At 71.0% G+C, this 25,768-nt stretch carries 28 protein-coding genes; 11 read left to right on the top strand and 17 right to left on the bottom strand.

What is annotated here, in order from left to right; genetic code table 11:
- The 3 genes from ftsL to mraZ are packed head-to-tail and all read right to left on the bottom strand — an operon-like array spanning position 1 to position 1,992.
- Positions 1–576: a cell division protein FtsL gene (gene ftsL / locus B0I28_RS14805; protein WP_106364611.1), complete on the bottom strand. Its 576-nt coding sequence runs from the start codon at positions 574–576 to the stop codon at positions 1–3.
- On the bottom strand, positions 573–1,544 hold the full coding sequence (gene rsmH, locus B0I28_RS14800) for a 16S rRNA (cytosine(1402)-N(4))-methyltransferase RsmH (protein WP_106364610.1): 972 nt from the start codon (positions 1,542–1,544) through the stop codon (positions 573–575). The genes ftsL and rsmH overlap by 4 nt, the downstream gene beginning before the upstream one ends.
- Positions 1,545–1,560: 16 nt before the next feature.
- Positions 1,561–1,992, bottom strand: coding sequence for a division/cell wall cluster transcriptional repressor MraZ (gene mraZ, locus B0I28_RS14795; protein WP_106364785.1), 432 nt, complete (start codon positions 1,990–1,992; stop codon positions 1,561–1,563).
- A gap of 468 nt (positions 1,993–2,460) precedes the next feature.
- Between mraZ and B0I28_RS14790 the strand changes: the two genes are divergently transcribed.
- From B0I28_RS14790 to B0I28_RS14770, 5 genes are all read left to right on the top strand, one after another.
- The gene (locus B0I28_RS14790; RefSeq protein ID WP_219926770.1) at positions 2,461–3,705 is read left to right on the top strand and encodes a Mur ligase family protein; all 1,245 of its coding nucleotides are present in this window, start codon (positions 2,461–2,463) and stop codon (positions 3,703–3,705) included.
- 20 nt (positions 3,706–3,725) lie between these two features.
- Entirely contained in the window at positions 3,726–4,451 is a 726-nt protein-coding gene (locus B0I28_RS14785) for a type 1 glutamine amidotransferase (RefSeq protein ID WP_106364609.1), read from the top strand.
- A 120-nt stretch (positions 4,452–4,571) separates the two neighbouring features.
- On the top strand, positions 4,572–6,482 hold the full coding sequence (locus B0I28_RS14780) for a beta-galactosidase (RefSeq protein ID WP_106364608.1): 1,911 nt from the start codon (positions 4,572–4,574) through the stop codon (positions 6,480–6,482).
- Between the two features lie 47 nt (positions 6,483–6,529).
- Complete coding sequence (locus B0I28_RS14775) at positions 6,530–8,128, top strand: MDR family MFS transporter (protein ID WP_106364607.1); 1,599 nt, start codon at positions 6,530–6,532, stop codon at positions 8,126–8,128.
- A 47-nt stretch (positions 8,129–8,175) separates the two neighbouring features.
- Positions 8,176–8,793, top strand: a complete 618-nt coding sequence (locus tag B0I28_RS14770) for an NADPH-dependent F420 reductase (RefSeq protein WP_106364606.1) — start codon at positions 8,176–8,178, stop codon at positions 8,791–8,793.
- Positions 8,794–8,841: 48 nt separating this feature from the next.
- Here B0I28_RS14770 and B0I28_RS14765 read toward each other — a convergent pair whose 3' ends face one another.
- The 13 genes from B0I28_RS14765 to B0I28_RS14705 form a co-directional block, all read right to left on the bottom strand.
- The gene (locus B0I28_RS14765) at positions 8,842–9,225 is read right to left on the bottom strand and encodes a type II toxin-antitoxin system VapC family toxin (RefSeq protein ID WP_106364605.1); all 384 of its coding nucleotides are present in this window, start codon (positions 9,223–9,225) and stop codon (positions 8,842–8,844) included.
- Positions 9,212–9,457: a type II toxin-antitoxin system Phd/YefM family antitoxin gene (locus tag B0I28_RS14760; protein ID WP_106364604.1), complete on the bottom strand. Its 246-nt coding sequence runs from the start codon at positions 9,455–9,457 to the stop codon at positions 9,212–9,214. Before B0I28_RS14760 ends, B0I28_RS14765 begins: the two co-directional genes overlap by 14 nt.
- A gap of 84 nt (positions 9,458–9,541) precedes the next feature.
- The gene (locus B0I28_RS14755; RefSeq protein ID WP_106364603.1) at positions 9,542–10,303 is read right to left on the bottom strand and encodes an SDR family oxidoreductase; all 762 of its coding nucleotides are present in this window, start codon (positions 10,301–10,303) and stop codon (positions 9,542–9,544) included.
- Positions 10,304–10,340: 37 nt separating this feature from the next.
- On the bottom strand, positions 10,341–11,081 hold the full coding sequence (locus B0I28_RS14750) for a CPBP family intramembrane glutamic endopeptidase (protein ID WP_106364602.1): 741 nt from the start codon (positions 11,079–11,081) through the stop codon (positions 10,341–10,343).
- Between the two features lie 33 nt (positions 11,082–11,114).
- Positions 11,115–11,798, bottom strand: a complete 684-nt coding sequence (locus B0I28_RS14745) for an acVLRF1 family peptidyl-tRNA hydrolase (protein WP_106364601.1) — start codon at positions 11,796–11,798, stop codon at positions 11,115–11,117.
- On the bottom strand, positions 11,782–12,123 hold the full coding sequence (locus tag B0I28_RS14740; protein ID WP_181245796.1) for a metal-sulfur cluster assembly factor: 342 nt from the start codon (positions 12,121–12,123) through the stop codon (positions 11,782–11,784). Before B0I28_RS14740 ends, B0I28_RS14745 begins: the two co-directional genes overlap by 17 nt.
- Complete coding sequence (gene sufU, locus B0I28_RS14735; RefSeq protein WP_106364599.1) at positions 12,120–12,578, bottom strand: Fe-S cluster assembly sulfur transfer protein SufU; 459 nt, start codon at positions 12,576–12,578, stop codon at positions 12,120–12,122. Before sufU ends, B0I28_RS14740 begins: the two co-directional genes overlap by 4 nt.
- Entirely contained in the window at positions 12,578–13,846 is a 1,269-nt protein-coding gene (locus B0I28_RS14730) for a cysteine desulfurase (RefSeq protein WP_106364598.1), read from the bottom strand. Before B0I28_RS14730 ends, sufU begins: the two co-directional genes overlap by 1 nt.
- A gap of 14 nt (positions 13,847–13,860) precedes the next feature.
- A complete protein-coding gene (sufC, locus tag B0I28_RS14725) occupies positions 13,861–14,622 on the bottom strand; it encodes a Fe-S cluster assembly ATPase SufC (protein ID WP_106364597.1) in 762 nt (253 codons plus the stop codon).
- Between the two features lie 15 nt (positions 14,623–14,637).
- Positions 14,638–14,979, bottom strand: a complete 342-nt coding sequence (locus B0I28_RS14720) for a non-heme iron oxygenase ferredoxin subunit (RefSeq protein WP_106364596.1) — start codon at positions 14,977–14,979, stop codon at positions 14,638–14,640.
- On the bottom strand, positions 14,976–16,157 hold the full coding sequence (gene sufD / locus B0I28_RS14715; RefSeq protein WP_106364595.1) for a Fe-S cluster assembly protein SufD: 1,182 nt from the start codon (positions 16,155–16,157) through the stop codon (positions 14,976–14,978). The genes B0I28_RS14720 and sufD overlap by 4 nt, the downstream gene beginning before the upstream one ends.
- Positions 16,158–16,193: 36 nt before the next feature.
- A complete protein-coding gene (gene sufB, locus B0I28_RS14710) occupies positions 16,194–17,627 on the bottom strand; it encodes a Fe-S cluster assembly protein SufB (protein ID WP_106364594.1) in 1,434 nt (477 codons plus the stop codon).
- 8 nt (positions 17,628–17,635) lie between these two features.
- On the bottom strand, positions 17,636–18,385 hold the full coding sequence (locus B0I28_RS14705) for a helix-turn-helix transcriptional regulator (RefSeq protein ID WP_106364593.1): 750 nt from the start codon (positions 18,383–18,385) through the stop codon (positions 17,636–17,638).
- Between the two features lie 164 nt (positions 18,386–18,549).
- Between B0I28_RS14705 and B0I28_RS14700 the strand changes: the two genes are divergently transcribed.
- The 6 genes from B0I28_RS14700 to B0I28_RS14675 all read left to right on the top strand — a co-directional run bounded on the left by B0I28_RS14700 (position 18,550) and on the right by B0I28_RS14675 (position 23,607).
- On the top strand, positions 18,550–19,536 hold the full coding sequence (locus tag B0I28_RS14700; protein ID WP_106364592.1) for a COX15/CtaA family protein: 987 nt from the start codon (positions 18,550–18,552) through the stop codon (positions 19,534–19,536).
- An 89-nt stretch (positions 19,537–19,625) separates the two neighbouring features.
- Complete coding sequence (locus B0I28_RS14695; RefSeq protein ID WP_106364591.1) at positions 19,626–19,877, top strand: type II toxin-antitoxin system VapB family antitoxin; 252 nt, start codon at positions 19,626–19,628, stop codon at positions 19,875–19,877.
- 7 nt (positions 19,878–19,884) lie between these two features.
- Entirely contained in the window at positions 19,885–20,289 is a 405-nt protein-coding gene (locus tag B0I28_RS14690) for a PIN domain-containing protein (protein WP_106364590.1), read from the top strand.
- A gap of 97 nt (positions 20,290–20,386) precedes the next feature.
- The gene (locus B0I28_RS14685) at positions 20,387–21,340 is read left to right on the top strand and encodes an ADP-ribosylglycohydrolase family protein (RefSeq protein WP_106364589.1); all 954 of its coding nucleotides are present in this window, start codon (positions 20,387–20,389) and stop codon (positions 21,338–21,340) included.
- 51 nt (positions 21,341–21,391) lie between these two features.
- Positions 21,392–22,024: a phosphatase PAP2 family protein gene (locus tag B0I28_RS14680; protein ID WP_181245795.1), complete on the top strand. Its 633-nt coding sequence runs from the start codon at positions 21,392–21,394 to the stop codon at positions 22,022–22,024.
- Entirely contained in the window at positions 21,979–23,607 is a 1,629-nt protein-coding gene (locus B0I28_RS14675) for a phospholipase D-like domain-containing protein (RefSeq protein WP_146148108.1), read from the top strand. Before B0I28_RS14680 ends, B0I28_RS14675 begins: the two co-directional genes overlap by 46 nt.
- Here the strand turns inward: B0I28_RS14675 and B0I28_RS14670 are convergent.
- Entirely contained in the window at positions 23,545–25,665 is a 2,121-nt protein-coding gene (locus B0I28_RS14670; protein WP_106364586.1) for an NACHT domain-containing protein, read from the bottom strand. The two genes, B0I28_RS14675 and B0I28_RS14670, sit on opposite strands and share 63 nt — an antisense overlap.
- Between the last annotated feature and the right edge of the window lie 103 nt (positions 25,666–25,768).

The following is a 25,768-nucleotide window of genomic DNA, read 5'->3' as shown; positions in this document are numbered from 1 at the left end:
CTAGTCCTCGTTCCAGGGCAGCTCGACGGTCTCGCCGCCCGGCAGGTACAGGTACGTCACCTTGTCGGGGCGGACCATCCCGAACAGCGAGGCCTGGGCCTCCAGGTTGTTCGGCGAGTTCAGGTTCGTCAGCTCGTCCGACAGCGCCTGCTCGGTCTGGTCCAGCTCGCCCGACCGGTTCCGCAGGTCCTGGAGGTGGTAGGCGTCCTCGTTGATGACCGAGTTGAGCAGCAGCAGGCCCACGATGCCCGCCACGACGAGGCCGACGATGCCGCCGACGAACGCCGGGCGCGGCACCTCGACCGGCTCGGGGGCCGGCTTCGCGGAGGTGCGCTCGCTCGTCTTCGTCCGCGGGATGACGACGGTCTCGCGCTGCGGCGCGGCCGGGGCCGCGGGGGCCTCGGCCGGCGCCTCGGCGGGCGCGGGCTGGACCGCGAGGTTCCCGTCGAAGGCAGGGGCGTCGGAGGCGTCGCCGACGAGGCCGCGGCGCCGCGAGGACGCGGCGCGGGCCCGGCGGCGGGCGGCCTTGATGATCTCCTCGGGGTCGGCCTGAGCGCGACGGTACTGGTCGCTCATGTTGCGCCTCCTGCTCCTGTGGACGGTGCGATGCGTTCGGCCGCGCGGAGCCGGGCGGGCGCCGATCGCGGGTTCCGGTCGAGTTCGGTCTGGGTCGGTTGCTGGGCCTTCTTCGTAAGGAGTCGAAAGGTGGGCTCGGTGCCGGGGAGGTCGACGGGCAGTCCGGCGGGGCTGTTGGACCTGGCGCGCTTCGCCAGCTCCTGCTTGGTGATGCGGTCTTCGAGCGAGTGGTACGAGAGGACGACGATCCGCCCGCCCGGGTTCATCACGTCGAGGGCGGCGGGCAGCGCCCGCTCCCACGTGTCGAGCTCGCCGTTGACCTCGATCCGGAGCGCCTGGAAGGTGCGCTTCGCGGGATTGCCCCCGGTCCGCTTGCCCGCCTGCGGGATGGCGTCCTTGACGAGCTCGGCGAGCGCGCTGCTGGAGGTGATCCGGGCCCGGTCGCGGGCCTTGACGATCGCCGAGACGACGCGGGTCGCGAACTTCTCCTCGCCGTAGGTGCGCAGGATCCTGACGAGCTCGCCGGGCTCGTAGGTGTTGACCACGATCTCGGCGGTGAGCTCGTCGTCGGGGTTCATGCGCATGTCGAGCGGCGCGTCCTGGCTGTAGGCGAAGCCGCGGTCGCGCTGGTCGAGCTGCATCGAGGAGACGCCGAGGTCGAACAGGACCGCGTCGAGCGCCTTGAAGCCGTTGTCGCGCAGCACGTCCGGGATCGCGTCGTAGACGGCGCGGGCCGGGACGAACCGGTCGCCGAACCCGGCGAGGCGCTTGGACGCGAGGTCGAGGGCGTTCGGGTCGCGGTCGACGCCGATGACGGTGAGTCCGGGGTGCGCGGTGAGCATCGCCTCGGCGTGGCCGCCGGCGCCGAGGGTGGCGTCGACGTACACGGCCCCCGGCCGGGACGCGGCGGGCGCGAGGTAGCCGAGCACCTCGTCCAGCATGACGGGCACGTGCGGGGCGTCGTTCATTCCGCTCACCTCCTTCTCACATTCCTTCGGGCAGGTCGCCCTCTTCGATGTCGGCGAAGGCCTCCTCGGAGGCCTCCAGGTACTCGTCCCAGGTCGGGGCGTTCCAGATCTCGACGCGGTTCGAGGCGCCGATGACGACCAGGTCGCGGTCGAGTCCGGCGTAGTCGCGGAGCCGCTGCGGGATGGTGACGCGGCCCTGCTTGTCGGGGATCTCGTCGTGGGCCGAGGCGAAGAACACGCGGCTGTAGGCGCGCGCGGTCTTGCTCGACATGGGGGCCTGCTGGAGGTTCTCGGCGATGCGGGTGAACTCCGCTTCGGGGAACACGTAGAGGCACCGCTCCTGGCCCTTGGTGATCACGACTCCTTCCGCCAGTCCTTCCCGGAATTTGGCGGGAAGGATGACGCGGCCCTTGTCGTCCAGGCGCGGGGTATGGGTGCCGAGGAACATCGGCGCCACCCCCCGTGACTCTCAGACTGCGCGGCCTCCCCGACCGCTCCGGCGGGTCACCTGCCCCGCCATTGCGCCCCACCTTACTCCACTCTCCCCCACCTTTGGGGGTTGTTTCCGCGTGGCATCCGTGTTGGGCGCGGCGTCGGGGCTGGTCAGAGGTGGTGGAGGGGAGTGGAGTGACGCTTGCGCAACAGGGGGGCCAAGAGGTGAGTTTCATTCATTGTTCACCCGTCCGAGTGGCCTGGGCCGCAAGGGTTCCGACGGTGCGCGACGCGATGCGCACGTTCCGTCGCCGATCCCGCGCACGGATCGTCCCCGATCGGTCACAGTGGAGGGCGGCGGCGGGCGGGCTCCGCCGGCGCGGGGCGCCTCACGCTTCACCGCCGCTCGTCACGCCTGCGCCGAGCCGTGTGACAAACTCTTCTCAGCAGTCGCCGTGTCCGTTCAAGCCGAAAGCGAGCCCGCATGAGCGCGAATCTGACCCCACGCGCGAAATTCGCCACCACGCTCCTCAGGACCGCGGCGGCGCTCTCGCGCGCCACGGGCCGGGGCGACGGCTCGGTGATCGGCGGCCGGGTCGGGTTGATCGTCGAACCCCGGCTGCTCGAACTCCTCGCCGAGGGGCGGCACGTCGTGCTCATCTCCGGCACCAACGGCAAGACCACGACCACGCGGTTCACGACGGCCGCGCTGGAGGCGATCGGGAAGGTCGCCACGAACTCGTTCGGCGCGAACATGCCGACCGGGCACACGACGGCGCTCGCGAAGGCCCCGAAGGCCGAGTACGCGGCGCTCGAATGCGACGAGCACTACCTGGGGCAGCTGCTCGACGCGGCGAACCCGAAGGTCGTGGCCCTGCTCAACCTCTCCCGTGACCAGCTGGACCGGGCCATGGAGGTGACCGCGCTCGCCGCGAAGTGGCGCCAGACGCTCCAGGCGTCGGGCGCGCAGTCGACGATCGTGGCGAACGCCGACGACCCGCTCATCGTGTGGGCCGCGTCGGTGTGCCCGCGGGTGGTGTGGGTCGCGGCGGGCCAGAGCTGGACCGCGGACTCGGCGATCTGCCCGAACTGCGGCGCGCACCTGGACCGGTTCGGCGAGTTCTGGCGCTGCACGAACTGCGGCCTGAACCGGCCGAGCCCGCAGTGGTCGGTCGCCCACCAGGGCGAGGCCGTGGTGGGCCCGGACGGGCGCCGCTACGACCTGAACCTCCAGCTCCCGGGCCGGGTGAACCGCGCGAACGCGGCGACCGCGCTCGCGGTGGCGAGCCTGTTCGGGGTGGACCCGGCGCAGGCGGCGCCGCGGCTGTCGGAGGTCGCGTCGGTCGCGGGCCGGTACGCGAAGGTCGAGCGGGACGGGCGGCACCTGCGGCTGCTGCTGGCGAAGAACCCGGCGGGCTGGCTGGAGTCGTTCGACATGATCGACCCGGTGCCGCCGGTGGTGCTGTCGCTGAACGCGCGCGAGGTCGACGGCTTCGACACGTCGTGGATCTACGACGTGGACTTCACGTCGCTGGCGGGCCGGAAGGTCGTGGTCACGGGCGACCGGCGCACCGACCTGGCCGTGCGCTTGGAGGTCGACGGGGTCGACTTCCTGGTCGTGGACGACATCAGGGCCGCCATCGCGGCGGTGCCGCCGGGCCCGGTGGAGGTCGTCGCGAACTACACGGCGTTCCAGGACATCCGCGCCGAATTCAACCGGGTCAACTAGCGAGAAGAGAGCGACCGACCGTGGCAATCAGCACCCTGCGCATCGTCTGGCTCTACCCCGACCTCCTGTCGACCTACGGGGACCGGGGGAACCTCCTCGTGCTCGCGCACCGGGCCCGCGCCCGCGGGATCGACGTGGAGCCCATGCAGATCCGCAGCGACCAGCACATCCCGCACACCGCGGACATGTACCTCATCGGCGGCGGCGAGGACGGCCCGCAGGCCGTGGCGGCCGACCGGCTCCTCCAGGACGGCGCGCTCTCCCGCGCCGCCGAGGCCGGGAAGCCGATCCTCGCGATCTGCGCGGGCTACCAGCTCCTCGGCTCCTCGTTCTACGCGAACGGCCGGGCCTACGAGGGCCTGAACATCCTCGACCTGCGCTCGGACCGGGGCCCGTCGCGGGCCGTCGGCGAGATCGCGGGCGACGCCCACCCGCAGCTGGGCATCGGCCCGATCACCGGGTTCGAGAACCACGGCGGGCGCACCCACCTCGGCGAGGCCGTGCAGCCGCTCGCGCGGGTCACCGCGGGCGTCGGCAACGACGGCGCGACCGAGGGCGCCTGGGCGGGGCACGTCATCGGCACGTACATGCACGGCCCGGGCCTGGCCCGGAACCCGAAGCTCGCGGACCTGCTGCTGGCGTGGGCGGTCGGCACCGATCCGGCGCAGCTCCCGCCGCTCGACGACACGTGGCCCGAGCGGCTGCGATTCGAGCGCTTCCAGGCGCTCCAGGCCGCGGCGCAGTAGCGGGCCGGGGGCACTGACCGGGACCTGTCGCGTGGTCCACTCGCATTAGGCTGGGCAAAACACCCGAAGCCAGTTAGTTTTGTGTGGCAACTAACTGACCCCTTGATGCGCGGAGGACCCATGGACTGGCCCCGAGGACTCGACGGCCTGAGCTACGGCGGCGACTACAACCCCGAGCAGTGGCCCGAGGAGGTCTGGGACGACGACGTCCTCCTCATGCGCGAAGCCGGGGTCAACCTCGTCACCGTCGGCGTGTTCTCCTGGGCGCGACTGGAACCGCGCGAAGGCGAGTACGACTTCGCATGGCTCGACACCGTCCTCGACAAGCTCCACGCCGGCGGCGTCCGCGTCAACCTCGCCACCCCGACCGCCTCCCCGCCGCCGTGGTTCACCCTCGCGCACCCCGACGCCCTGAACACGCGCCCCGACGGGGTCCGGCAGGTCCACGGCTCGCGCGACACGTACGACGTCTGCGCGCCCGCGTACCGGGAGGCGTCCCGGCGCATCGCCGCCGCCCTCGCCGAGCGGTACGCCGAGCACCCCGCGCTCGCGATGTGGCACGTCCACAACGAGTACGGGTCGGCGTCGTTCTCCGAGCACGCCGAGCGGGCCTTCCGCGAATGGCTCGAAGCGAAGTACGGGACGCTCGACGCGCTCAACGCCGCCTGGTGGGGCTCGTTCTGGAGCCAGCACTACGGGGAGTGGGACCAGATCCTCGCCCCGCGCGCCACCCAGTACCTCGCCAACCCCGCCCACGAGCTCGACTTCAAGCGGTTCACCTCGGACGCGATGCTGGAGCACTACAAGGAGCAGCGCGACCTCCTGCGCGAGGCGAACCCCGAGGTCCCGATCACCACGAACTTCGTGTTCGGCCAATGGGTCCCGGTCGACCCGTGGAAGTGGGCGGAGGAGGTCGACCTCGTCGCGTTCGACTCCTACCCGTCCCACCCCGACGAGCGCGCCGAGCAGCAGAGCGCCCTCCACGCCGACCTGTCCCGGTCCTGGGCCGGGGGCGGCGACTGGCTCCTCATGGAGCAGGCCGCGGCCACCGTGCACTCCAAGGACGGCAGCGTCGCCAAGTCCCCCGGGCGCATGGCCCGCCACTCGATGATCCACATCAGCCGCGGCTCCAAGGGCGCCCTGTTCTTCCAGTGGCGGGCCGGGCGCGGCGGCGCCGAGCAGTGGCACTCCGCGCTCGTCCCCCACGCGGGCAAGAACACCCGCATGTTCCGCGAGGTGGTGGACTTCGGGAACACGCTGCCGGGCATCGCCCACACCGTCGAAGCGCCCGTGGAGGCCACCGTGGCGATCCTGTGGAGCACCGAGTCCTGGTGGGCCACGGCCCGGCCGCACCTGCCCGCGCCCGTCGACTACCTGGAGAACGTCGCCCAGATCCACCGCGTCCTGCGCGACCGCGGCGTCGTGGTCGACTTCGCGTCCCCCGAAGGGGACCTGTCGAAGTACTCGACGGTGATCGCGCCGACCACGTACGTGCTCTCCAAGGCCGCGGCCGAGAACCTCCGCTGGTTCACCGCCGGGGGCGGGCGACTCGTCGCGTCCTACCTCACCGGCGCCGTCGATGAGCACTGCCAGGTGTGGCTCGACGGGTACCTGGGCGGGCTCACGGACCTGTTCGGCATCCGCGTCACCGAGCACCTCCCCCAGCCCGCCGGGGAGCGGCGCGCCCTGTGGAACTTCGGCGCCGCCGAGCGGTTCTGCGAGCTCGTGGAGCTGCGCGGCGCGCAGTGCGTCACCCAGTACGCCACCGGCGAGCTCATCGAGGGCCAGCCCGCCGTCACCGTCAATCCGTTCGGCGAGGGCGAGGCCTGGTACGTCTCGTGCAAGCTCGCCGACGACGCCTGGGACCGCCTCTTCGAGGAGCTCGAACTCGCCGGGCCCGGCGGGCGCGGCGTCGACGTCGTCGACCGCGGCGAGTGGCGGTTCATCGTCAACCACACCGAGAGCGAAGCGCAGGTCGGGCACGTCATCGTCCCGGCCGGATCGTGGGCGGTCGACAAGAAGCCCCAATAGGCCCGTTTCGGCCCGCCTCCGCGGAGGCGGGCCATACGCTCGGAACCATGGGCGACGAACGGCCGAGCGCTGCGGGCATGGGCAAGAGAGAGCTGTACACGCTCTTCGGCGCGCTCATGCTCACGATGCTCCTCGCGTCCCTCGACCAGACCATCGTCGGCACCGCGCTCCCCACGATCGTCGGCGACCTCGACGGCATGGGCGACTACACGTGGGTCGTCACCGCGTACCTGATCGCGACCACCGCTTCGACGCCGCTGTACGGGAAGCTCTCGGACCTGTACGGGCGGCGGCCGGTCATCCTCGTCGCCATCGTCATCTTCCTCACCGCGTCGGCGCTCGCGGGCCTGTCGCAGAACATGCTCCAGCTCATCGTCTTCCGCGGCCTCCAGGGCCTCGGCGGCGGCGGGCTCATCTCCCTCGCGTTCACCGTCGTCTCCGACGTCGTCTCCCCGCGCGAGAGGGGCAAGTACCAGGGGTTCTTCGGCGCGGTCTTCGGGATCTCCTCGGTCGCCGGGCCCGTGCTCGGCGGCTGGCTCTCCGAAGTGGACTGGCGCTGGATCTTCTACATCAACCTGCCGCTCGGCCTCGCCGCGATGATCGCCGTCGACCAGGTGCTGCGCCGCCACACCTTCCCGACCCGGCCGCGGCGCATCGACTACCTCGGCGCGGCGTGCCTCGTGCCCGCGGTCGTGTGCCTGCTCCTGGCCGTGACGTGGGGAGGCAATGACTACGCGTGGAAATCGGGCGTCATCATCGGGCTGTTCGCGGTGTCGGCGATCCTCACGGTGGTGTTCGTGGTGGTCGAGACCCGCGCGGAGGAGCCGATCCTGCCGCTGCGGATGTTCCGGCAGGGCACGTTCGCGCTCGCCAGCGTCATCGCGCTCGTCTTCGGCGTCGGCATGTTCTCGGGGATCGTGTACATCCCGCTGTTCTTCCAGATGGTCCGCGGCTACTCCCCGACCGCGTCGGGCCTGCTCATGATCCCGATGATGGCCGGGATGGTCCTCACCTCGGTGTCCTCGGGGTTCGTGATCTCCCGGATCGGGCGCTACAAGTGGTTCCTCGTCGCCGGGTCGGTCGTCATCACGACCGGGCTCGGGCTGTTCACGCAGCTCCACGTCGAGACGCCGCTGTGGCTCTCCGGCCTGTACCTGCTGGTCCTCGGCATCGGCATGGGCATGTTCATGCAGCCCTTGGTGCTCGCGATGCAGAACATCGTGCGGATCGAGGACCTCGGCGCGGGCACGAGCACCAACAACTTCGCCCGCTCGCTCGGCGGCGCGGTCGGCACCGCGGTGCTCGGCGCCGTCATGACCTCGAAGCTGAACGACGAGCTCGCCGCGAACCTGCCCGGCGCGCTCGCGGAGCTGACGCCGCAGGAGGCCGCCGGATTCGGGAAGACTGACCTGTCGGCGGTCATGGAGTCCCCCACGGTGGTCGCGAACCTGCCCGAGCCGGTGCGGCTCGTCGTGCGGCAGGCGTTCACCGACGGCCTCGACCTGGTGTTCGTCGTCGCGGCCGCCATCGCCGCCGTCACGATCGTGCTCACGCTGTTCCTGCCGAACCTGACGCTGCGCGGCGCGAAGCCGCCCATGGACGACGACGCTACGGCGTGCGAAGTGCGCGCCGAGACCGCCCCCTGACACCCCGCCTGGATGTCCCTACCGGACGAATTGAGGAGGAGACACGCATGGAAGTCCTGATCGTGGGCTCGGGCAACATGGCGCGCGGCATCGGGCTGCGCCTCGTGCGCGGCGGGCACCGCGTCCGCATCGCCGACCGCGAACCCGACAAGGCCGCCGACCTGGCCGCCGAACTCGGCGACAGCGCCGCGGGCGAGCCGCTGAACAACGCCGCCGGAGCCGAGGTCGTCGTGCTGGCGACCCCGTACGAGGGCAGCAAGGAGGTCGCCTCGATGTGGGCGGCGGACCTCGCCGGGAAGACCGTCATCGACATCTGCAACCCGGTCGACTTCAGCACCTTCGACGGGCTCGTCACGCCCGAGGGGAAGTCCGCGGCCGAGGAGATCGCCGCGGCCGCGCCCGGCGCGCGGGTCGTCAAGGCGTTCAACACGACGTTCGCGTCGCGCCTCGCCGAGACCGTCCCGCTCGACGTCTTCATCGCGGCCGACGACCCGGACGCCAAGAAGACCGTCACCGGCCTGTGCCTCGACGCCGACCTGCGCCCGATCGACGTCGGCGGCCTCAAGCACGCCCGCGCGCTCGAAGCGTTCCAGCTGCTGCACATGAAGGTCCAGGACCAGATCCAAGGCGGCTGGTCCACATCCCTCACCTTCGCCGCGGCCTGACCGCACCGCCGCGCGAGGCCCTCGCGCATTGCGCGGGGGCCTCGCGCGCTACACGGTCGAATCGACGACGAAGTCGCGGCCGAGGCCGAGCAGCACGGCGTCGGCGGTCAGCAGGGTCAGCCGGTGCTGGTACGCCTGCGAGATGATGAGCCGGTCGAAGGGGTCGTGGCGCAGAAGCTCCGGGAAGTCGCGGAGCCCTTCGGCGTGGTCCGCCGAGATTTCGAGGAGTTCGAGGCCGCTGGACTCGACCCGGTCGGCGAAGTCGTCAGGGATCTTCAGCTTGCCGAGCATGGACTTGATGGTCAGCTCCCAGACGGTCGCTACCGAGACGTGCACCGCCGACGCCGCCTCGATCCGCTGCCGGGCCCGGTCGCCGAGTCGGGGGTTGTCGTCCATCACCCACAGCGCGGTCTGGCTGTCAAGCAGGAGCATCGGTGTCCCCGTAGAACATCGACTGGATGTCGGGGTCGACGTCGAACACGGACTCGTCGTACTCGACCTGCCCCTTCAGACCGCCGAAGAGCACCGGCCGGTCGCGGTGCGGAATGAGGTCGACGACCGGCTTCCCCGCTTTCGCAATGACGATGTGCTCGCCCCGGGCAGCCCGCTCGATCAGCCGAGACAATTGGGTCTTGGCCTCGTGGATGTTCACGACGTACGCCATCACTCGATGATAGCCGACTAGACCAGACTTAGCTAAGTCTTCTGACTGCCGGTCGCAGTGCATTGGCACCGCGACCGGCGGGGTTCAGAGGATGGCGGTGACGCCGCCGTCGACGGCGAGGGTCTGGCCGGTGATGAAGGAGGCGGCGTCGCTGGCGAGGAAGACCACGGCGCCGGCGATCTCGGGCGGTCGGCCCCAGCGGCCGAGGGCGGAGCGGGTGCGGATCCAGTTGTCCCACTTGGGGTCGGCGACGAGGGCGGCGTTGACCTCGGTGGCGAAGGGGCCGGGGGCCACGGCGTTGACGGTGGTGCCGGTGGGGCCGAGGTCGGCGGCGAGGGCCCTGGTGAGGCCGTCGAGGCCGGCTTTGGCGGTGGCGTAGGAGACGTCGCCGACGCGGCCGAGCTGGCCGATCACGGAGGAGACGTTGATGATGCGGCCGGGGCTGCCGCGCTCGGCCAGGCCCGCGGCCACGCGCTGGGCGAGGGCGTAGGCGGAGACGAGGTGGACGTCGATCATGCGGGCGAGCTCGGTCGGGGTCACCTCGTCGAGGCCGCGGCGGTCGCGGTGGCCGACGTTGTTGACGAGGACGTCGACCGGGCCGAGGCGGTCGAGCGCGCGCCCGGCGGCCTCTTGGTCGGTCACGTCGAAGGGGGCGGCGACGACGTCGAGCCCTTCGTCGCGCAGGCCCGCGGCGACCGGTTCGACCGTGTCCGGGTCGCGGCCGTTGACCGCCACCCGCGCGCCCGCGGCCGCGAGGCTGCGGGCCATCTCGAACCCGAGCCCTCGAACAGAACCGGTCACCAGGGCGCTGCGCCCCGAGAGTGAGAAATCCGTGGGGTCGACCATCGCATCGCTCCTTGCTGAAACAGTCGTTTCAGTAAGGCTAGCGCGGCGGGATCAGGGGCGCGCCGGTCGGGGTCTCCTTGTGGCCCTTGAGCAGCCAGGTGCCGTAGGCGAGGAGGGTGAGCGTGATGACGATGTGCATGGCGAAGGGGACGGGCTCGGTGGTGAGGATCTGGGTGAAGTCGCTGGCGGCGTGGACGAGGATGAGCGGGAGGACCCACGCGAAGCGGACCTGGAAGGCGCCCAGGGAGAAGCCGTAGACGCTGGTGAGGACCAGGATGGTGAGGAGGTCCTCGGTGGAGGGGCTGCCGGTCGCCAGGAGCGAGAGGTGCTGGAGGCCGAACATGACCCCGGCGATGACGACGGCCCAGGTCGAGGAGAAGGCCGTGCGGAGGGTCTGGAGGACCGCGACGCGGGAGGTCAGCTCCTCGTTGACGCCGACGAGGAGGAGCGTCAGGGCCCAGAGGCCGATCCCCGGGGCTTGCGAGGCGAACCCGCCGGGGTAGGCGAGCCAGACCAGCGCCTCGATCACGAAGGGCAGCAGGAGGAGCGGCGCCTTCCCGGACTTCCAGAGCACGAACAGGCCCGAGTGGCGCCAGAGTTTGAGCCAGGTGACCACCCCGATGGCGAAGGCCGCGCACACGGCGTTCGCGAACAGGCCCTGGTACCAGCCGTGAATACCCAGATCCGGGGCGATTTCGAGGGCGCCGATGATGAGGCCGAAGCGGACGAGTTGGATCGCGGTCGCAAGGAGGATCGCGCGGACGGGCGAGGTGCGCAAGGCGGCGTCCTTCGTGGAGGGGGACGGGACGCCTCAGTGTAAGTCGACGCCGCCCGGGACGACGCGGATGCGGAAGGCTATGGCGCGGTAGGCGGTCTCGGTGAGGAGGGACTGCTTGGGTTCGGCGATGTCGCCGAAGTGGGCCGCCGGTTTGAGGTGGGCGAGGCGCGGGTCTTCGAGGATGCCGTCCACGACGCCGCCGGTGACGAGGAAGTCGAAGCGGGCGCTGCCGAGGACGGCGAAGACGGCGTCGCGGGCGCGCTTCTCGGCGGCCTGGGCCTGGCCTTCGCGGCGGCGTGCGAAGCGCTGCTGGGACTGGCCGCCCGCCTTGGTCTTGCCCTGGACGTAGGCGGTGTCGGTCTTGGAGACCTTCACGCGGCCGTCTTCGAGGATGCCGACCGAGTACGCGCCTTTCCTCGCGAGGAGCACGGCGATGCGCCGCGGTTCGAGGGCGTAGGCGCTCAGACGTTCGGCGGCCGTGAGCGGGTCGTCGTCGAGGAGCCAGCCGGCGGGGAGGCCGTCGGCCAGTGCCCACTGGGCACTGGCCGACGTTCCCTCGTTCGATTCGATCGTCCAGGCGTTGCCTTCGGCGTGGTGGGCGGCGATGCCGCCGTTCCTCGCGGCGAAGTTCTCGACCCAGCGCCTGAGGCGCTCGGGTTCGATCTCGACGATCCGGCCCCCGCCGGGGGCCGGGCGGGCCCTAGACGTTGAAGCCAAGTGCCCGGAGCTGGTCGCGGCCGTCGTCGGTGATCTTGTCCGGGCCCCACGGCGGGATCCACACCCAGTTGATCCGCAGGTCGGAGACGATGCCGCCTTCGGCGCCGGAGCACAGGGCGGAGCGGGACTGGTCCTCGATGACGTCGGTCAGCGGGCAGGCGGCCGAGGTCAGGGTCATGTCGAGGGTCGCCACGTTCGACTCGTCCACGTGCACGCCGTAGATGAGGCCGAGGTCGACGACGTTGATGCCCAGCTCGGGGTCGACGACGTCCTTCATCGCTTCGAGGATGTCGTCCTCTTTGGCCTTCACGGTGTTGTCGGTCATGCGTCGGTCCTTCCCGGGATCGAGGCTTCGGCGCGGACCAGGGCGTCCTTGAACGCCATCCAGCCCAGGAGCGCGCATTTGACGCGCATCGGGTATTTCGAGACGCCCGCGAACGCGACGGCGTCCTCCAGGGTCTCCTCGTCGCCCTCGCCCTGGCCCTTGGAGTTCATGAGCTCGGTGAACTCGGCCAGGCGGGCCAGCGCGTCGTCGACGGTGGCGCCGCTGACGAGCTCGTAGAGCACGGAGGCGGAGGCCTTGGAGATGGAGCAGCCGACGTTCTCGTAGGAGACGTCCCCGATCTTGTCGCCGTCCACGTGGACCCGGAGGGTGATCTCGTCGCCGCAGGTCGGGTTGACCTGGTGGGACTCGCCCTCGTAGGGTTCACGCAGGCCGGCGCCGCGCGGGTGCTTGTAGTGGTCCAGGATGACTTCCTGGTACAGCTCGTCGAGATTCATCAGGTGAACACCTTTCGCACCTTGCCCAACGCGTCCACGAGCCGGTCTATTTCCTCGTGCGTGTTGTACACGTACGCGGAGGCGCGGGTGGTGGCGTTGACGCCGAAGCGGTCGCAGGTGGGCTTGGCGCAGTGGTGGCCGACGCGGACGGCGACGGCCTCGGCGTCGAGGACCTGGCCGACGTCGTGCGGGTGGACGCCTTCGAGCGTGAAGGAGACGGTGGCGGAGCGGCCGATCGGGACGCGGGGCCCGATGATCGCGAGGCCGTCGACGGTCTCCAGGCGTTCGAGCATGTACCCGGCGAGTTCCTTCTCGTGGGCGCGCACGTTCTCCATGCCGAGCGCGTCGAGGTAGTCGACGGCGGCGGCGAGGCCGACGGCTTCGGCGATCGGCGGCGTGCCCGCTTCGAACTTGGCGGGCGCGTCGGCGAAGGTCGTCTGCTCCATGGTGACGGTCTTGATCATGGAGCCGCCCGTGAGGAACGGCGGCATGGCGTCGAGGAGGTCCGCTTTCGCCCAGAGGACGCCGATGCCGGTGGGCCCGAGCATCTTGTGTCCGGTGAAGGCGATGAAGTCGACGCCGAGTTCGGCCACGTTCACCGGGAGGTGCGGGACGGACTGGGAGGCGTCGAGGCCGACCAGGGCCCCCACTTCGCGGGCGCGGGCGGTGATCTGCGAGGTCGGGTTGACGGTGCCGAGCAGGTTCGCGACGTGGGTGAACGACACGAGTTTCGTGCGTTCGGTGATGACGTCGGGGACCGATTCGAGGTCGAGGCGGCCGTGGTCGGTGATGCCGATCCACTTGAGCGTCGCGCCGGTGCGCTGGGCGAGCTGCTGCCACGGGATCAGGTTCGCGTGGTGCTCCATCTCGGTCACGACGATCTCGTCGCCGGGGGCGAGGCGGAGCCTCGGGTCGGCGTGCGGGTCGAGCGTGGCGTTCTGGAACGCGTAGGCGAGCAGGTTGATCGCTTCGGTGGAGTTCTTGGTGAACACGACCTCGTCGGCGCTGGGCGCGCCGATGAAGGCGGCGACGCGGGCGCGGGCGCCCTCGTAGGCCTCGGTCGCTTCGGCGCCGAGGGTGTGCACGGAGCGCGAGATGTTCGCGTTCGAGTGCTCGGTGAACCGGCGCATGGCGTCGACGACCTGGACGGGCTTCTGCGAGGTCGCAGCGGAGTCCAGGTAGGCCAGGGTCCGGTCCCCGATGGTGCGCTTGAGGATCGGGAAGTCGGCCCGGATGGCCTCGACGTCGAGCTTGGTGACAGCCTCCACGGGCTCCTCCTGGTCTAGGCGGCCTTCGAGCCGACGTAGGACTCGTAGCCTTCGGCTTCGAGCTTCTCGGCGAGTTCGGAGCCGCCTTCTTCGGCGATCCGGCCGTCGACGAAGACGTGCACGAAGTCGGGCTTCACGTACCGCAGGATGCGGGTGTAGTGGGTGATGAGGAGGACGCCGGAGTTGGTGGTCTCCTTGGCGTGGTTGATGCCTTCGGAGACGACGCGGAGGGCGTCGACGTCGAGGCCGGAGTCGGTCTCGTCGAGGATCGCGAACTTGGGCTTGAGGAGCTCCATCTGGACGATCTCGTGGCGCTTCTTCTCGCCGCCGGAGAAGCCCTCGTTGACGTTGCGGTTGATGAACGCCTCGTCCATCTTCAGCTCGGCCATGGCGCCCTTGAGGTCCTTCATCCAGGTGCGGAGCTTGGGGGCCTCGCCGTCGACGGCGGTCTTGGCGGTGCGCAGGAAGTTGGAGACGCTGACGCCGGGGACCTCGACCGGGTACTGCATGGCGAGGAAGAGGCCGGCGCGGGCGCGCTCGTCGACGGTCATGGCGAGGACGTCGTCGCCGTCGAGGAGGACCGCGCCGCCGGTGATCTCGTACTTCGGGTGCCCGGCCAGCGAGTAGGCCAGGGTGGACTTGCCGGACCCGTTGGGGCCCATGATGGCGTGGGTCTCCCCGGAGTTGATGGTCAGGTCGACGCCGTGCAGGATCGGCTTGGCGCCCTCGTCGGTGTTGACCGAGACGTGCAGGTCGCGGATCTCAAGCTTGCTCATCGGTACTGGTTTCCTCTAGGCGGTTTCGCTGGTGGTCTTGGGCTTCAGGCTGAGGTAGACGTCGCCGTCGCGCAGCTCGACCGGGTAGGTCGGGACGGGCGTGGTGGCGGGCGGCCCGGACGGCTTGCCGGTGCGCAGGTCGAACATGGATCCGTGCAGCCAGCATTCGATCGAGCAGTCGTCGATGTCGCCTTCGGAGAGCGCCACGGCGGCGTGGGAGCACTCGTCGTAGAGGGCGAACACCTCGTCTGATTTGCGCACGAGCACGATCGACGTGCCGTGGATGTCGGCCGCGACGGGCTCGGACTCCGGCAGGTCGTCGAGCGCGCACACGCGCAGGAAGTCGGCGTCCGTCATGCCGCCGCCGCTCCGGCGTCGAGGCGGGCGACGACGAGTTCGGTGAGCTCCTCGCGGAGGGCCTCGTCGGGGACCTTCGCGACGATCTCGTTGAAGAAGCCCTTGACGACGAGGCGGCGGGCCTCGGCCTCGGGGATGCCGCGGGACTGGAGGTAGAACAGGTGCTCCTCGTCGAAGCGGCCGGTCGTGGACGCGTGGCCGGCGCCGGCGATCTCGCCGGTCTCGATCTCCAGGTTGGGGACCGAGACGGCGCGGGCGCCGTCGGACAGGACGAGGTTGCGGTTGATCTCGTACGTGTCGGTGCCGGTGGCGGCGTCCTGGATGAGGATGTCGCCGACCCAGACGGTGCGCGCGGTGTCGCCCTGGAGGGCGCCGCGGTAGTTCACGTTCGAGCGGCAGTCGGGGACGGAGTGGTCCACGAGCTGGCGCTGCTCCAGGTGCTGGCCGGTGTCGGCGAAGTACAGGCCGTACGCGTCGACGGAACCGCCGCGGCCCGCGTAGTCGACGGACAGGTACTGGCGGACCAGGTCGCCGCCGAGCGTGACCGCGATGTGGTCGAGCTTCGCGTCGGTGCCGAGGCGGGCCTTCTGGTGCTCGACGTGGGTGGACTCGCGGTCCCATTCGGCGAGGACGACGAGGCGCAGGTGCGCGCCGTCGCCGACGGAGACCTCGACGTTGTCGCCGAGGCGGGCGGCGCCGGTGTGGCGCACGATCAGGGTCGCGTCGGCGTGGTGCCCGATCTCGATGTACGTGTGGGCCCAGGTGGCGCCGTCGAGGCCGCCGCCGGTGACGTCGATCCAGACGGGCTCGGACACGGCGGTCTCGGGCGCGACGGACACGAGGAGGGCCTTCTCGGTCTTGGCCCAGGCGACCGCGCTGGGGCGGTCGAACGGGGTCAGGATCGAGCCGAGCCGCTGGTCGTCCTTGCCGACGGCCTGGGCGGTGACCCCTTCGGGCAGGCTGCGCACGGCGTACTCGGCGGCCTTCGCCGCCGGGGCGGTGCCGGTGTCGTCGAGCCCGGCGAGGCGCTTGACGGGCGTGTAGCGCCAGTCCTCCTCGCGGCCGTTCAGCGCCGGGAACTCGTCCGGCTCGAACGAGCGCAGGAGCTGCGACTTCGTCTTCGGGGGCACCTCGCCGAGGCCGTGGGTGTGCGGCTTCGGGGCCACTTCAATGCTCATAGAAAACTCTGGTTCCTAGTCTCCGGGCCGGGTCGCTTAACCGACCGCGCCTTCCATCTGCAGCTCGATCAGGCGGTTGAGCTCCAGGGCGTACTCCATCGGCAGCTCCTTGGCGATCGGCTCGATGAAGCCGCGCACGATCATGGCGGCCGCCTCGTCCTCGGTGAGCCCGCGGCTCATGAGGTAGAACATCTGGTCCTCGCCGATCTTGGAGACCGTCGCCTCGTGACCCATGTCGACGTCGTCCTCGCGGATGTCGACGTACGGGTACGTGTCGGAGCGGGAGATGGTGTCGACCAGGAGCGCGTCGCACTTGACGGTGGACTTCGCGTGGTGGGAGCCCTCGTCGACCTGGACCAGGCCGCGGTAGGAGGTGCGCCCGCCGCCGCGGGAGATCGACTTCGACACGATGGTCGAGGAGGTGTGCGGCGCGGCGTGCGTCATCTTCGCGCCGGTGTCCTGGTGCTGGCCCTCGCCGGCCATGGCGACCGACAGGACCTCGCCCTTGGCGTGCTCGCCGACCATGACCACGGCCGGGTACTTCATGGTGACCTTCGAGCCGAGGTTGCCGTCGACCCACTCCATGGTGGCGCCCTGCTCGGCGACCGCGCGCTTGGTGACCAGGTTGTACACGTTCGAGGACCAGTTCTGGATCGTCGTGTAGCGGACGCGCGCGTCCTTCTTCACGATGATCTCCACGACCGCGGAGTGCAGCGAGTCGGAGGAGTACACCGGGGCGGTGCAGCCCTCGATGTAGTGCACGAACGAGCCCTCGTCGGCGATGATGAGCGTGCGCTCGAACTGGCCCATGTTCTCGGTGTTGATCCGGAAGTAGGCCTGGAGCGGGATCTCGACGTGGACGCCCTTGGGGACGTAGATGAACGAGCCGCCCGACCAGGTCGCGGTGTTGAGCGCGGCGAACTTGTTGTCGCCCACCGGGATCACGGAGCCGAAGTACTCCTTGAAGATCTCCGGGTGCTCGCGCAGGCCCGTGTCGGTGTCCATGAAGACGACGCCCTGCTGCTCCAGGTCCTCGCGGATGGAGTGGTAGAGCACCGTGGACTCGTACTGGGCGGCGACGCCGGAGACGAGCTGCTGGCGCTCGGCCTCGGGAATCCCCAGCTTGTCGTAGGTCTTCTTGATGTCCTCGGGCAGGTCCTCCCAGGACTCGGCCTGCTTCTCGGACGCCTCGACGTAGTACTTGATGTTGTCGAAGTCGATGCCCGAGAGGTCGGCGCCCCAGTTCGGCATGGGCTTGCGGCCGAACAGCTTGAGGCCCTTGAGGCGCAGGTCGAGCATCCATTCGGGCTCGTTCTTGCGCGCGGAGATGTCGCGGACGACCTCCTCGGTCAGGCCGCGGCGCGCGTTCGCCCCGGCGACGTCCGAGTCGGCCCAGCCGTACTCGTACCGCTCCAGGGAGGCGAGCGCCTCTTCCTGGCTCAGGGGTTCGCTCTTCTGCGTGTCGGTCATCTGAAGTCTCACCTTCGACCTGTCGGGTTGTCGGTCTGGGCACGCTCGGGGGCGGGCAGCGGAACGGGTCCGCGTCCTCCGGCGCCGTGCGCGGCCCTGGGGCCGCTCTTGCCGGGCACGTGGGTGGTGCACACCCCGTCCCCGTTGGCGATCGTCGCCAGCCGCTGGACGTGGACGCCCAGCAGGCGGCTCATCACCCGCGTCTCCGCCTCGCACAGCTGCGGGAACTCCGCGGCCACGCCCGCCACCGGGCAGTGGTGCTGGCAGATCTGCCCGCCCGAGGCGATGACCGACGCCGTGGCGGCGTAGCCCTCGCTCGACATGGCGGTGGCCAGCGCCTGCGCGCGGGCCATCGGGTCGTCCGAGTCGACCGCGTCCATGGCGGCCCGGCAGCGGGCCTCCAGGCGCGCGACCTGCTCGGCGGCGAAGCCGCTGACGGCGCCTTCGCCTTCGAAGCGGCGGATCCACCGGAGCGCCTCCATCGCGAGGTCGTCGTAGGTGTGGCCGAAGGAGGTGCGGGCGGCGGGCGTGAGCTGGTAGCTCCTGGCGGGCCGTCCGCGTCCGGCGGTCTTGACCACGCGGGTCTCGACCTGGCCTTCGGCCTCCATCGCGTCGAGATGGCGGCGGGTGGCGGTGGCGGTGATGCCGAGGTCCCGCGCGAGGTCGGCGGCCGTGGCGTGGCCGCGTTCGAGCAGGAGGCGGGTCACTCGGCGGCGGGTGTCCCCGTCCGTCGAGTGGCTGGTCGCCCTCGTCACCATTTCCACAAGATAAATGTTACTTAATTCGCCGGGAACCGTCGAGACGGGCGATCGTGAGACGGGGCACGCAGGGTTGCCTAACCTCACACCAGGAGGGGACGGTCCGGCCCACACCGGGAGACCCGGACGGCGCCTGGGTATACCCAGCGGGTTAGGTTCGCCGGGTGAACCTGTTGCAGCGGTGGTTCAGCAAGCCGGGCGCGGTGCGCCGGTGGGCGCTGGCCAGTGTGATCGCGAATGTCGGCATCATCGTGACCGGCGGCGCGGTGCGCCTGACCGAGTCGGGCCTGGGCTGCCCGGAGTGGCCCAAGTGCACCGAGGACTCGCTCGTGGCGACCCCCGAGATGGGGATCTACGGCGCGATCGAGTTCGGGAACCGGGTCCTGACGTGGGTGCTCGTGGCGATCGCGGTCGCCGCGCTGCTCGCGGCGTGGCTGCGGGTGCCGCGGCGGTCGTCGCTGGTGAAGCTGGCGTTCGGGGCGTGCCTGTACGTGCCGGTGCAGGCGGTCATCGGCGGGATCACCGTGTGGACCGGCCTGAACCCGTGGGTCGTGGGCCTGCACTTCCTGGCGTCGATCCCGCTCGTGGCGCTCTCGTTCGCGCTGTACGTGCGCTCGGGCGAGCCAGACGGCGAGATCATTCCGCTGGTCCCCCGCCCGGTGGTCCTGCTGGGCCGCGGCCTGGTCGCGGTGGCGGCCGCGGTGATCGTGCTCGGCGCGATCGTGACCGGCTCGGGCCCGCACGCGGGCGACGCCGACACGCCGCGCAACGGCCTCGACCCGGCGCTGATGTCGCAGTTCCACGCGGACCTGGTGTGGCTGCTGGTCGGCCTGACGGTGGCCCTCATCGCGGCCCTGCACGCGGTGAAGGCCCCGCAGCACGCGATCCGCACGGCCTACGCGCTCCTCGCGATCGAGCTCCTCCAGGGCGTCATCGGCTACACGCAGTACTACCTGGACCTGCCGGTCCTGCTCGTGGGCCTGCACATGCTCGGCGCGGGCGTCCTCTGGGTGGCCGCGGTCGCGGTCCCCTTCAGCCTCCGCAAACGCGCCCCCCACGCCGACGCGGTCCCGCTCCACTACGAGATCCACGGCGAGCGCGAAGGCGACGTCATCCTCGAACGCGACACCGAACCCGCCGCGACAAGCTAGACGCGACACGCCTTCAAATGCACGGAAACGCGCCTCACCTCTGATATCATGATGATGTCCAACCCCGATGGATATTATGTGAGGTGCGAATGTCGCTGACGCAAGTCGACATCAACGACGAAGCGCTGGCCGAGGCCATGCAGCTGATGGGCACGAAGACCAAGAAGGAGACCATCAACCGCGCGCTTGAGGAGTACGCCGCTCGAACGAAGCGCCTTCAAGCGTTGAGGGAACTCGCCGAGATGGGGGCGCGAGGCGATTTCGACGCCGCCGCCGAGGCGCACCGAGCGGCCAAGGAAGCTTGGAAGGCCGCGTTCGCCGAGGAAGAGCAGGACGCATAGCCGACAGATGGTCTATCTCATCGATACCTCCGCAGTCTGGGAACTCCTTCGAGTGCCGTCCACAAGGGAAGTCTGGGAACAGGAGATCTCCGCGAAGACCGTGGGCATCTGCGATGCCACCAGAACCGAGATCCTCTACTCCGCTAGGAGTTCCCGGCACCGGGACCAGATGGCGGAGCGGCTCGACCTGTCGTTCGGCCACATTCCGGTGCCGAAGCGGGCCTGGGCCTGGATCGAATCCACGCAGTACAAGCTCACCCAGGTCGGCCAGCACCGCAGTGCGGACGTCGTCGACCTGCTCGTGTGCGCGACCGCGGCGCACCACGATCTGACGATCCTGCATGTCGACAACGACTACCGCGCGGTCGCATCGGTGATACCCGAAGTCCGACAACGGGACATCCGGCCCTAATGCACGACGGCCCCGGGCACTCGCCCGGGGCCGTGCGCTTTCCCGAGCGGCGCCCGCGGAAGAGGGCGGTGCGGCGGGGGCGCTTTAGAATTCCGGCGTGACAGAAGCGCTTTCGCGGTACGACCGCGTTCTCGGGTGTCTGGTCGGCGGGGCGGTCGGGGATGCCCTCGGGTATCAGGTGGAGTTCGACGCATGGCGGTTCATCGAGGAGGAGTTCGGACCCGGCGGGGTCACCGAGATGCGGTACAACCGGGTCTCGGACGACACGCAGATGACGCTGTTCACCGTCGAGGGGCTGCTGCTGGCGCAGCCGGGCGGGGAGGTCGAGTCGGTGCGGGAGGCGTACCTGCGGTGGCTGGAGACGCAGCGGGAGCCCATGCCGCCCTTGGCGTCCGAGGGCCTCGCGGCGCAGCCGTGGCTGTACGCGCGGCGCGCGCCGGGGAACGCGTGCATCTCCGGGCTCGCCCACGGCGCGAGGCCCGGGGTCAACCCGAACTCGAAGGGCTGCGGCACGGTCATGCGGTCGGCGCCGTTCGGGCTGCGCTTCTCCCCCGCCGAGGCGTACCGGCTCGCCGAGGAGTGCTCGATGCTCACGCACGGGCACCCGACGGCCGGGTCCTCCGCGGGCGCGTTCGCGATGATCACCGCGCACCTGATGAACGGGGAGGCCCCGCAGAAGGCCGTCTCCGAGACGATGCTGCACCTGCGCCGCACCCTCGACCGGTCCGAGACCGCCGACGCGCTCCAGCAGGCGTACGCGCTCGCCGGGACCGTCCCGCCCGGGCCGAACACGTGCGCACCGCTCGGGGAGGGCTGGGTGGCGGAGGAGGCGCTCGCCATCGCCGTGTACTGCCTGCTCGGGACCGACGAGGTGCGGGACGGGCTCGTCGCGTCGGTGAGCCACGGCGGCGACTCCGACTCGACCGGCGCGATCCTCGGGAACCTGTACGGCGCCGCGTACGGCCACGCGGCCCTGCCGCGGGAGTGGGCCTCGCAGGTGGAGGGCCGCGAGGTGATCACGGCACTCGCGGGGCTGCTCGCCGAGGCGTGAAGCGGAAACGGCTGCGCCGCATCCGAAGCGCCGATGTGCCAAGCTGACACGATGACCGCACATCCCCTCCGGGCCCGGCGCGAGGTGCTGTTCGCGCTCGGGTTCGCCCTCGTCCTCGGCGGGCTCTACTCGTGCTACGGGGCCCTGAACCACGGCCCCGCCGACTGGATCCCGCGCACGCCGCTCGACGAGCACATCCCGTTCGTGCCCGCGTTCGCGATCCCGTACCTCTCGGCGTTCCTCCTCGCGGTCCTCACCGCCGTCGTGTTCGCCGTCAAGTCCGCGGATCTGGCGCTGAGCACGCTGCTGGCGGGGATCATCCTGCTGCTCATCGCGTACACGTGCTACCTCACGGTGCAGACCTATGTGGAGCGTCCGGTCGAGATCGGGGAGGGGTTCCTGCCGGACCTGGTCCGGTTCGTGTACGGCAACGACGAGCCGTACAACGCGTTCCCGAGCCTCCACACCGGGTTCTCCACGGTGTTCGCGATCCACTGGCTCCGCTACGGCGGCAAGGCGGGCGTCCTCTGCACGGCCTGGTGCGCGCTCATCGTGCTCTCGACGCTGTTCATGCACCAGCACTACCTCGCCGACCTCGCCTCCGGGATCGCGGCCGGGACGATCGCCTCGCTCATCTCATGGCGCGCAAGGGGACTGTGGGCCCCGAAGGCGCCCGCCGAGTGAACCCGGCCGCCGCCCAGGGACCGCGCCCGACCGGCGGGAACGCCGTGGAGTTCCTGGTGGACAACGAGGACGCGTGGGGACGCCTGGCCGATGCCGTCGGGTCGGCGCGGGAGTCGGTGCGCTGCATGCTGTTCATGCTCGACGTGCCGCACGTGCGCATGGGCTTCGGGGAGCCGGTCGAGGGCCGGCCCGGCGCGCCCTGGAGCGTCAGGCTGGAGGAGCGGCTCGCGCAGGCCGCCGCGAACGGCGCCGAGGTGAGCGTCCTGCTCAACCACGTGCTCCCGGTCTGGTCCCCCGCGAACACCTCGCGGCAGGTGGAGCGGTTCTTCGAGCGGTACGGCAAGCGCTGCAAGGCGGAGGTGCGGATCAGGCGGCTGCGCACGCCGCAGGCCGTGCCGGTGCACGCGAAGCTGTTCGTCATCGACGGGGCCGTCGCGTTCTCGATCGGGTCGATCTTCGCGCAGGAGTACTTCGACGGGACCGGGCACCTCGTGGACGATCCCCGGCGCGGGCACCTGCGGTGGCGCAGTTCGGTCCTGGCGCCGACGCACGACGTGAGCGCGGTCGTGCGCGGCCCCGCCGTCGCCGACGTCGACGCCGCGTTCCTGCTCCACTGGGGACACGCCGGGCCCGCGGACCTGCCTCCGGCCGAGCCGCCCGGACCCGCGGGAACCCTTCAGGTGCAGGTGACCCGCACGCTCCACGGCGCCCGGTACCGCGGCCTGCCGGAGGGCGAGACGGGGATCTTCGAGTCGTACCGGCGGGCGCTGGAGCAGGCCGAGGACTTCGTGTACCTGGAGAACCAGTACCTGACGTCGGTGGAGGTCGCCGACGCCGTCGCCGCGGCGCTGCGCGGCAGCGAACGGCTGCAGGTGATCGCGCTGCTCAACGCCAGGCCCGACATCCCCGGGTACCCGCAGTGGCAGCGCGACGCGCTGGAGCGGCTGTTCCGCAGGGCCGGGGACGCCGCGGAGCGGCTCGGGGTGTTCACCGCGTGGAGCCACCAGGGCCGCTCGGTGATCCGCACCCACATCCACTCCAAAGTGGCCGTCGCCGACGACGCGTGGGCCACGGTCGGCTCGGCGAACCTCGACGGGCTCTCGCAGCTCGCGTCCGAGCACCTGGCGCGGGCCCCGTGGCCGGTGCGCCTGGGCGGCAGGCTCATCGGGGCGTTCGGGCCCGGCGAGGCCCGCCACGCGCGGGCCACGGAGGTGAACCTGTCGATCGCCGACTTCGACGGCACCGGAGCGAAGACGACGAACGCGCAGATCGGGGCGCTGCGGCGGCGGCTGTGGGCCGAGCACCTCGGGGTCGGCGCGGAGGAGCTGCGCGAGCGCCCCGCGGGCGGGTGGCTCGCTCTGTGGCGCGAACGCGCGGAGGCGAAGCGGCGCATGCTCGTCGAGGCGCCGGACCGTCCCGTGCCCTGCCGGGTGCTGCCGTTCCCCGGGGACGCGGGCGGGTTCCCCGGCGGGACCCAGGACTCGGCGGCGTACCTGCGGGCGCTCGGGGTCGACCCCGGATCACTCGACGTGCGGAAGCGGCTGCGCTCCTTCTCGTTCGCCACGGGGGCCTGGCAGAACTGAGGGCGGCGCCCACGCCTCGATCGCCGCGGCGACGCTCTCGTGGCGGAACACGTACGCGCCCCCGGCCTGACGGCGCAGCACGCCGCGGTGGTGGGCCTCTTCGAGGAACCGCATGACGTGCCACGGCAGGTGGCCCCGGGGCGCCAGCGCGAGCACCGCGAGTCCGAGGTGGACGAACGCCGCGGCGCCCGCCTTGCCTCCCTGGAGGGCGAAGAACCACTGGAGGCCGTAGAGCATCGCGCCCGCGAGGGCGGCGGCGAGCCCGAAGACCGCGCCCAGCAGCCAGTCGCCGGACATGAGGAGGCCGACGAGGAACGCGGGGAGGCCGTAGGCGGCGCCGAAGACGTAGCCGACGCGCAGGTCGCGGCGCAGGAGCAGCCGCGGGTTGGTGGCGGTCGGCTCGGCGTCGGGGGCGACCATCGCGTACATGGCGGCGATGGGGACGGCGAACGCGAAGCCGACGATGGGGCCGCGGGTCACGCCGATCATGGCGATCCCGGCGGCGGTGGCGAAGATGAAGATGGGGACGCCGCTCTTCAACGCGGCCATGAGGTGCTGCCCGTCCACCTGCACCTGGGTCTCGGCGGGGGCGGGCGGCTGGTTGCGGTAGCAGGCGGTGCCGAGGGCGACGGCGGCGACGACGGCGAGGAGCGCGGCGACCGCCATGGCCGCGGGCGTGCCGAGGCCGGTGCGGGGGAAGCCGATCGCGCCGCCCATGAAGACCGAGGCGAAGCTGAGGGCCGCGCCGACGGCGCATGCGGCGATACGGGTGGGGCGGCGCGCGAGGAGCGAGAGGCGCCACCAGCGGATCGGCTCGCGGTCGTCGCCGCGGGCGGTCCCGCCGGCGATGAACGCGAGCCAGCGCATGGCGTCCTCGCGGGCGACGCGGCCGTGGCGGCGGTCGTCTTCGCTGGGGGCCAGGGCGAAGCGGGTGGGGGCGAACTCGCGCAGGACGTGGGCCTTGAGGGTCTCGGGGTCGGTGAAGCCGGTGAGGCGGGCGGGGTCGGCGTCCGGGCTCGCACCGTCGAAGACCTTGGGCGTCAGGGCGAGGACGAGGGGCGTGGCGAGGGCGTCGGCGAGGGGCCCGCCGCCGTCGAGGGCGGCGAAGACGCCTTCCCAGCGGGGGCGTTCGCCGTCGAGGAGCGCGGCGTCGAGGTAGGCGCGGATCTGCTCGGTGTCGAGCCGCTGGAGTTCGATGACGACGGCGCCCGGGCGGCGGGCGTGCCGTTCGGCCTCCCAGTATTCGGCGCGGCGGGAGGAGACGACGACGCCGGGGAGGTGCCGGGAGTCCTTGACCGCTTCGATGAGCGCGGCGCGGCTGTGCACGGCGGTGCGCGGGGCCTTGGCGGGGGCCTCGTCGAGGGCGTCGAGGACGGGCAGGATGAGGCCGCCGCGGACGAGGCGCCGGGGCAGGTCGCGGCCGTGCTCGTCGGCGCCGAGCCAGGCGTGCTGGTCGGCGAGGCGGCGCACGACCCAGTCTTCAAGGCTCATGTCGGGGTCCCAGTCGGCGAGGGGGAAGAGGACGGGGACGGGCGCGTCGGAGTCGGCGGGGCGGGCGTCGAGGAGGGCGAGGGTCAGGTTGACCATGGACGCGGTCTTGCCGGACTCGGGGTCGCCGAGGACGACGAGGGTGTGGTGGTCGGTCTGGTCGTACAGCTCCTGGAGTTCGGAGAGGGCGCCGGTCTGGTCGCCCCAGGCGCCGCCGCGGCCGGGGGCGGTGCGCCAGCGGACGTCGATGAGGGCGTCGGCGCCGGGGGCGAGGTCGAGGCGGACCGCTTCGGGGGACCATTCCTCTTCGACCGCGGCGGCGAGGAGCACGAGCGCGTCGTGGAGGTCGGCGCGGTCCTCGGCGGCGCGGGGGGCGGTGCGCCGGAGGCGGAGGCTGCGGAGGCCGATGAACGCGCCGGGGACGACGAGGGCGACGGCGATGAGGAGGCGCAGGGTGAGGTTGCCCTGGAAGAGGGGTTCGGCGGCGGGCAGCACCAAGGGGATCGCGACGACGGCGAGGAGGCCGGTGGAGACGCGGGTGCGCAGGTTCGGGGGTTTGGGCTCCGCCACTGCTCGTCTCCTTCCGGGGAGGGTTCAGTGCGGTGTCTGGGGCACGTCTTCGCAGTATGACAGCTGGCGGCCACTCCGTGTTCCCTTGCGCCCGAGCGCGAGA

The sequence above is a fragment of the Glycomyces artemisiae genome, from assembly GCF_003002955.1.
Lineage (GTDB): Bacteria > Actinomycetota > Actinomycetes > Mycobacteriales > Micromonosporaceae > Glycomyces > Glycomyces artemisiae.
This window is presented reverse-complemented; position numbering and strand designations above follow the sequence as displayed.

What these genes read in the sequence shown, in the direction of transcription:
- ftsL (WP_106364611.1), bottom strand. Translation starts at nt 576, where the DNA reads ATGAGCGACCAGTACCGTCGCGCTCAGGCCGACCCCGAGGAGATCATC.
- rsmH (WP_106364610.1), bottom strand. Translation starts at nt 1,544, where the DNA reads ATGAACGACGCCCCGCACGTGCCCGTCATGCTGGACGAGGTGCTCGGC.
- mraZ (WP_106364785.1), bottom strand. Translation starts at nt 1,992, where the DNA reads ATGTTCCTCGGCACCCATACCCCGCGCCTGGACGACAAGGGCCGCGTC.
- B0I28_RS14790 (WP_219926770.1), top strand. Translation starts at nt 2,461, where the DNA reads ATGAGCGCGAATCTGACCCCACGCGCGAAATTCGCCACCACGCTCCTC.
- B0I28_RS14780 (WP_106364608.1), top strand. Translation starts at nt 4,572, where the DNA reads ATGGACTGGCCCCGAGGACTCGACGGCCTGAGCTACGGCGGCGACTAC.
- B0I28_RS14775 (WP_106364607.1), top strand. Translation starts at nt 6,530, where the DNA reads ATGGGCGACGAACGGCCGAGCGCTGCGGGCATGGGCAAGAGAGAGCTG.
- B0I28_RS14770 (WP_106364606.1), top strand. Translation starts at nt 8,176, where the DNA reads ATGGAAGTCCTGATCGTGGGCTCGGGCAACATGGCGCGCGGCATCGGG.
- B0I28_RS14765 (WP_106364605.1), bottom strand. Translation starts at nt 9,225, where the DNA reads ATGCTCCTGCTTGACAGCCAGACCGCGCTGTGGGTGATGGACGACAAC.
- B0I28_RS14760 (WP_106364604.1), bottom strand. Translation starts at nt 9,457, where the DNA reads ATGGCGTACGTCGTGAACATCCACGAGGCCAAGACCCAATTGTCTCGG.
- B0I28_RS14755 (WP_106364603.1), bottom strand. Translation starts at nt 10,303, where the DNA reads ATGGTCGACCCCACGGATTTCTCACTCTCGGGGCGCAGCGCCCTGGTG.
- B0I28_RS14740 (WP_181245796.1), bottom strand. Translation starts at nt 12,123, where the DNA reads ATGACCGACAACACCGTGAAGGCCAAAGAGGACGACATCCTCGAAGCG.
- sufU (WP_106364599.1), bottom strand. Translation starts at nt 12,578, where the DNA reads ATGAATCTCGACGAGCTGTACCAGGAAGTCATCCTGGACCACTACAAG.
- sufC (WP_106364597.1), bottom strand. Translation starts at nt 14,622, where the DNA reads ATGAGCAAGCTTGAGATCCGCGACCTGCACGTCTCGGTCAACACCGAC.
- B0I28_RS14720 (WP_106364596.1), bottom strand. Translation starts at nt 14,979, where the DNA reads ATGACGGACGCCGACTTCCTGCGCGTGTGCGCGCTCGACGACCTGCCG.
- sufD (WP_106364595.1), bottom strand. Translation starts at nt 16,157, where the DNA reads ATGAGCATTGAAGTGGCCCCGAAGCCGCACACCCACGGCCTCGGCGAG.
- sufB (WP_106364594.1), bottom strand. Translation starts at nt 17,627, where the DNA reads ATGACCGACACGCAGAAGAGCGAACCCCTGAGCCAGGAAGAGGCGCTC.
- B0I28_RS14705 (WP_106364593.1), bottom strand. Translation starts at nt 18,385, where the DNA reads ATGGTGACGAGGGCGACCAGCCACTCGACGGACGGGGACACCCGCCGC.
- B0I28_RS14695 (WP_106364591.1), top strand. Translation starts at nt 19,626, where the DNA reads ATGTCGCTGACGCAAGTCGACATCAACGACGAAGCGCTGGCCGAGGCC.
- B0I28_RS14690 (WP_106364590.1), top strand. Translation starts at nt 19,885, where the DNA reads ATGGTCTATCTCATCGATACCTCCGCAGTCTGGGAACTCCTTCGAGTG.
- B0I28_RS14680 (WP_181245795.1), top strand. Translation starts at nt 21,392, where the DNA reads ATGACCGCACATCCCCTCCGGGCCCGGCGCGAGGTGCTGTTCGCGCTC.
- B0I28_RS14675 (WP_146148108.1), top strand. Translation starts at nt 21,979, where the DNA reads ATGGCGCGCAAGGGGACTGTGGGCCCCGAAGGCGCCCGCCGAGTGAAC.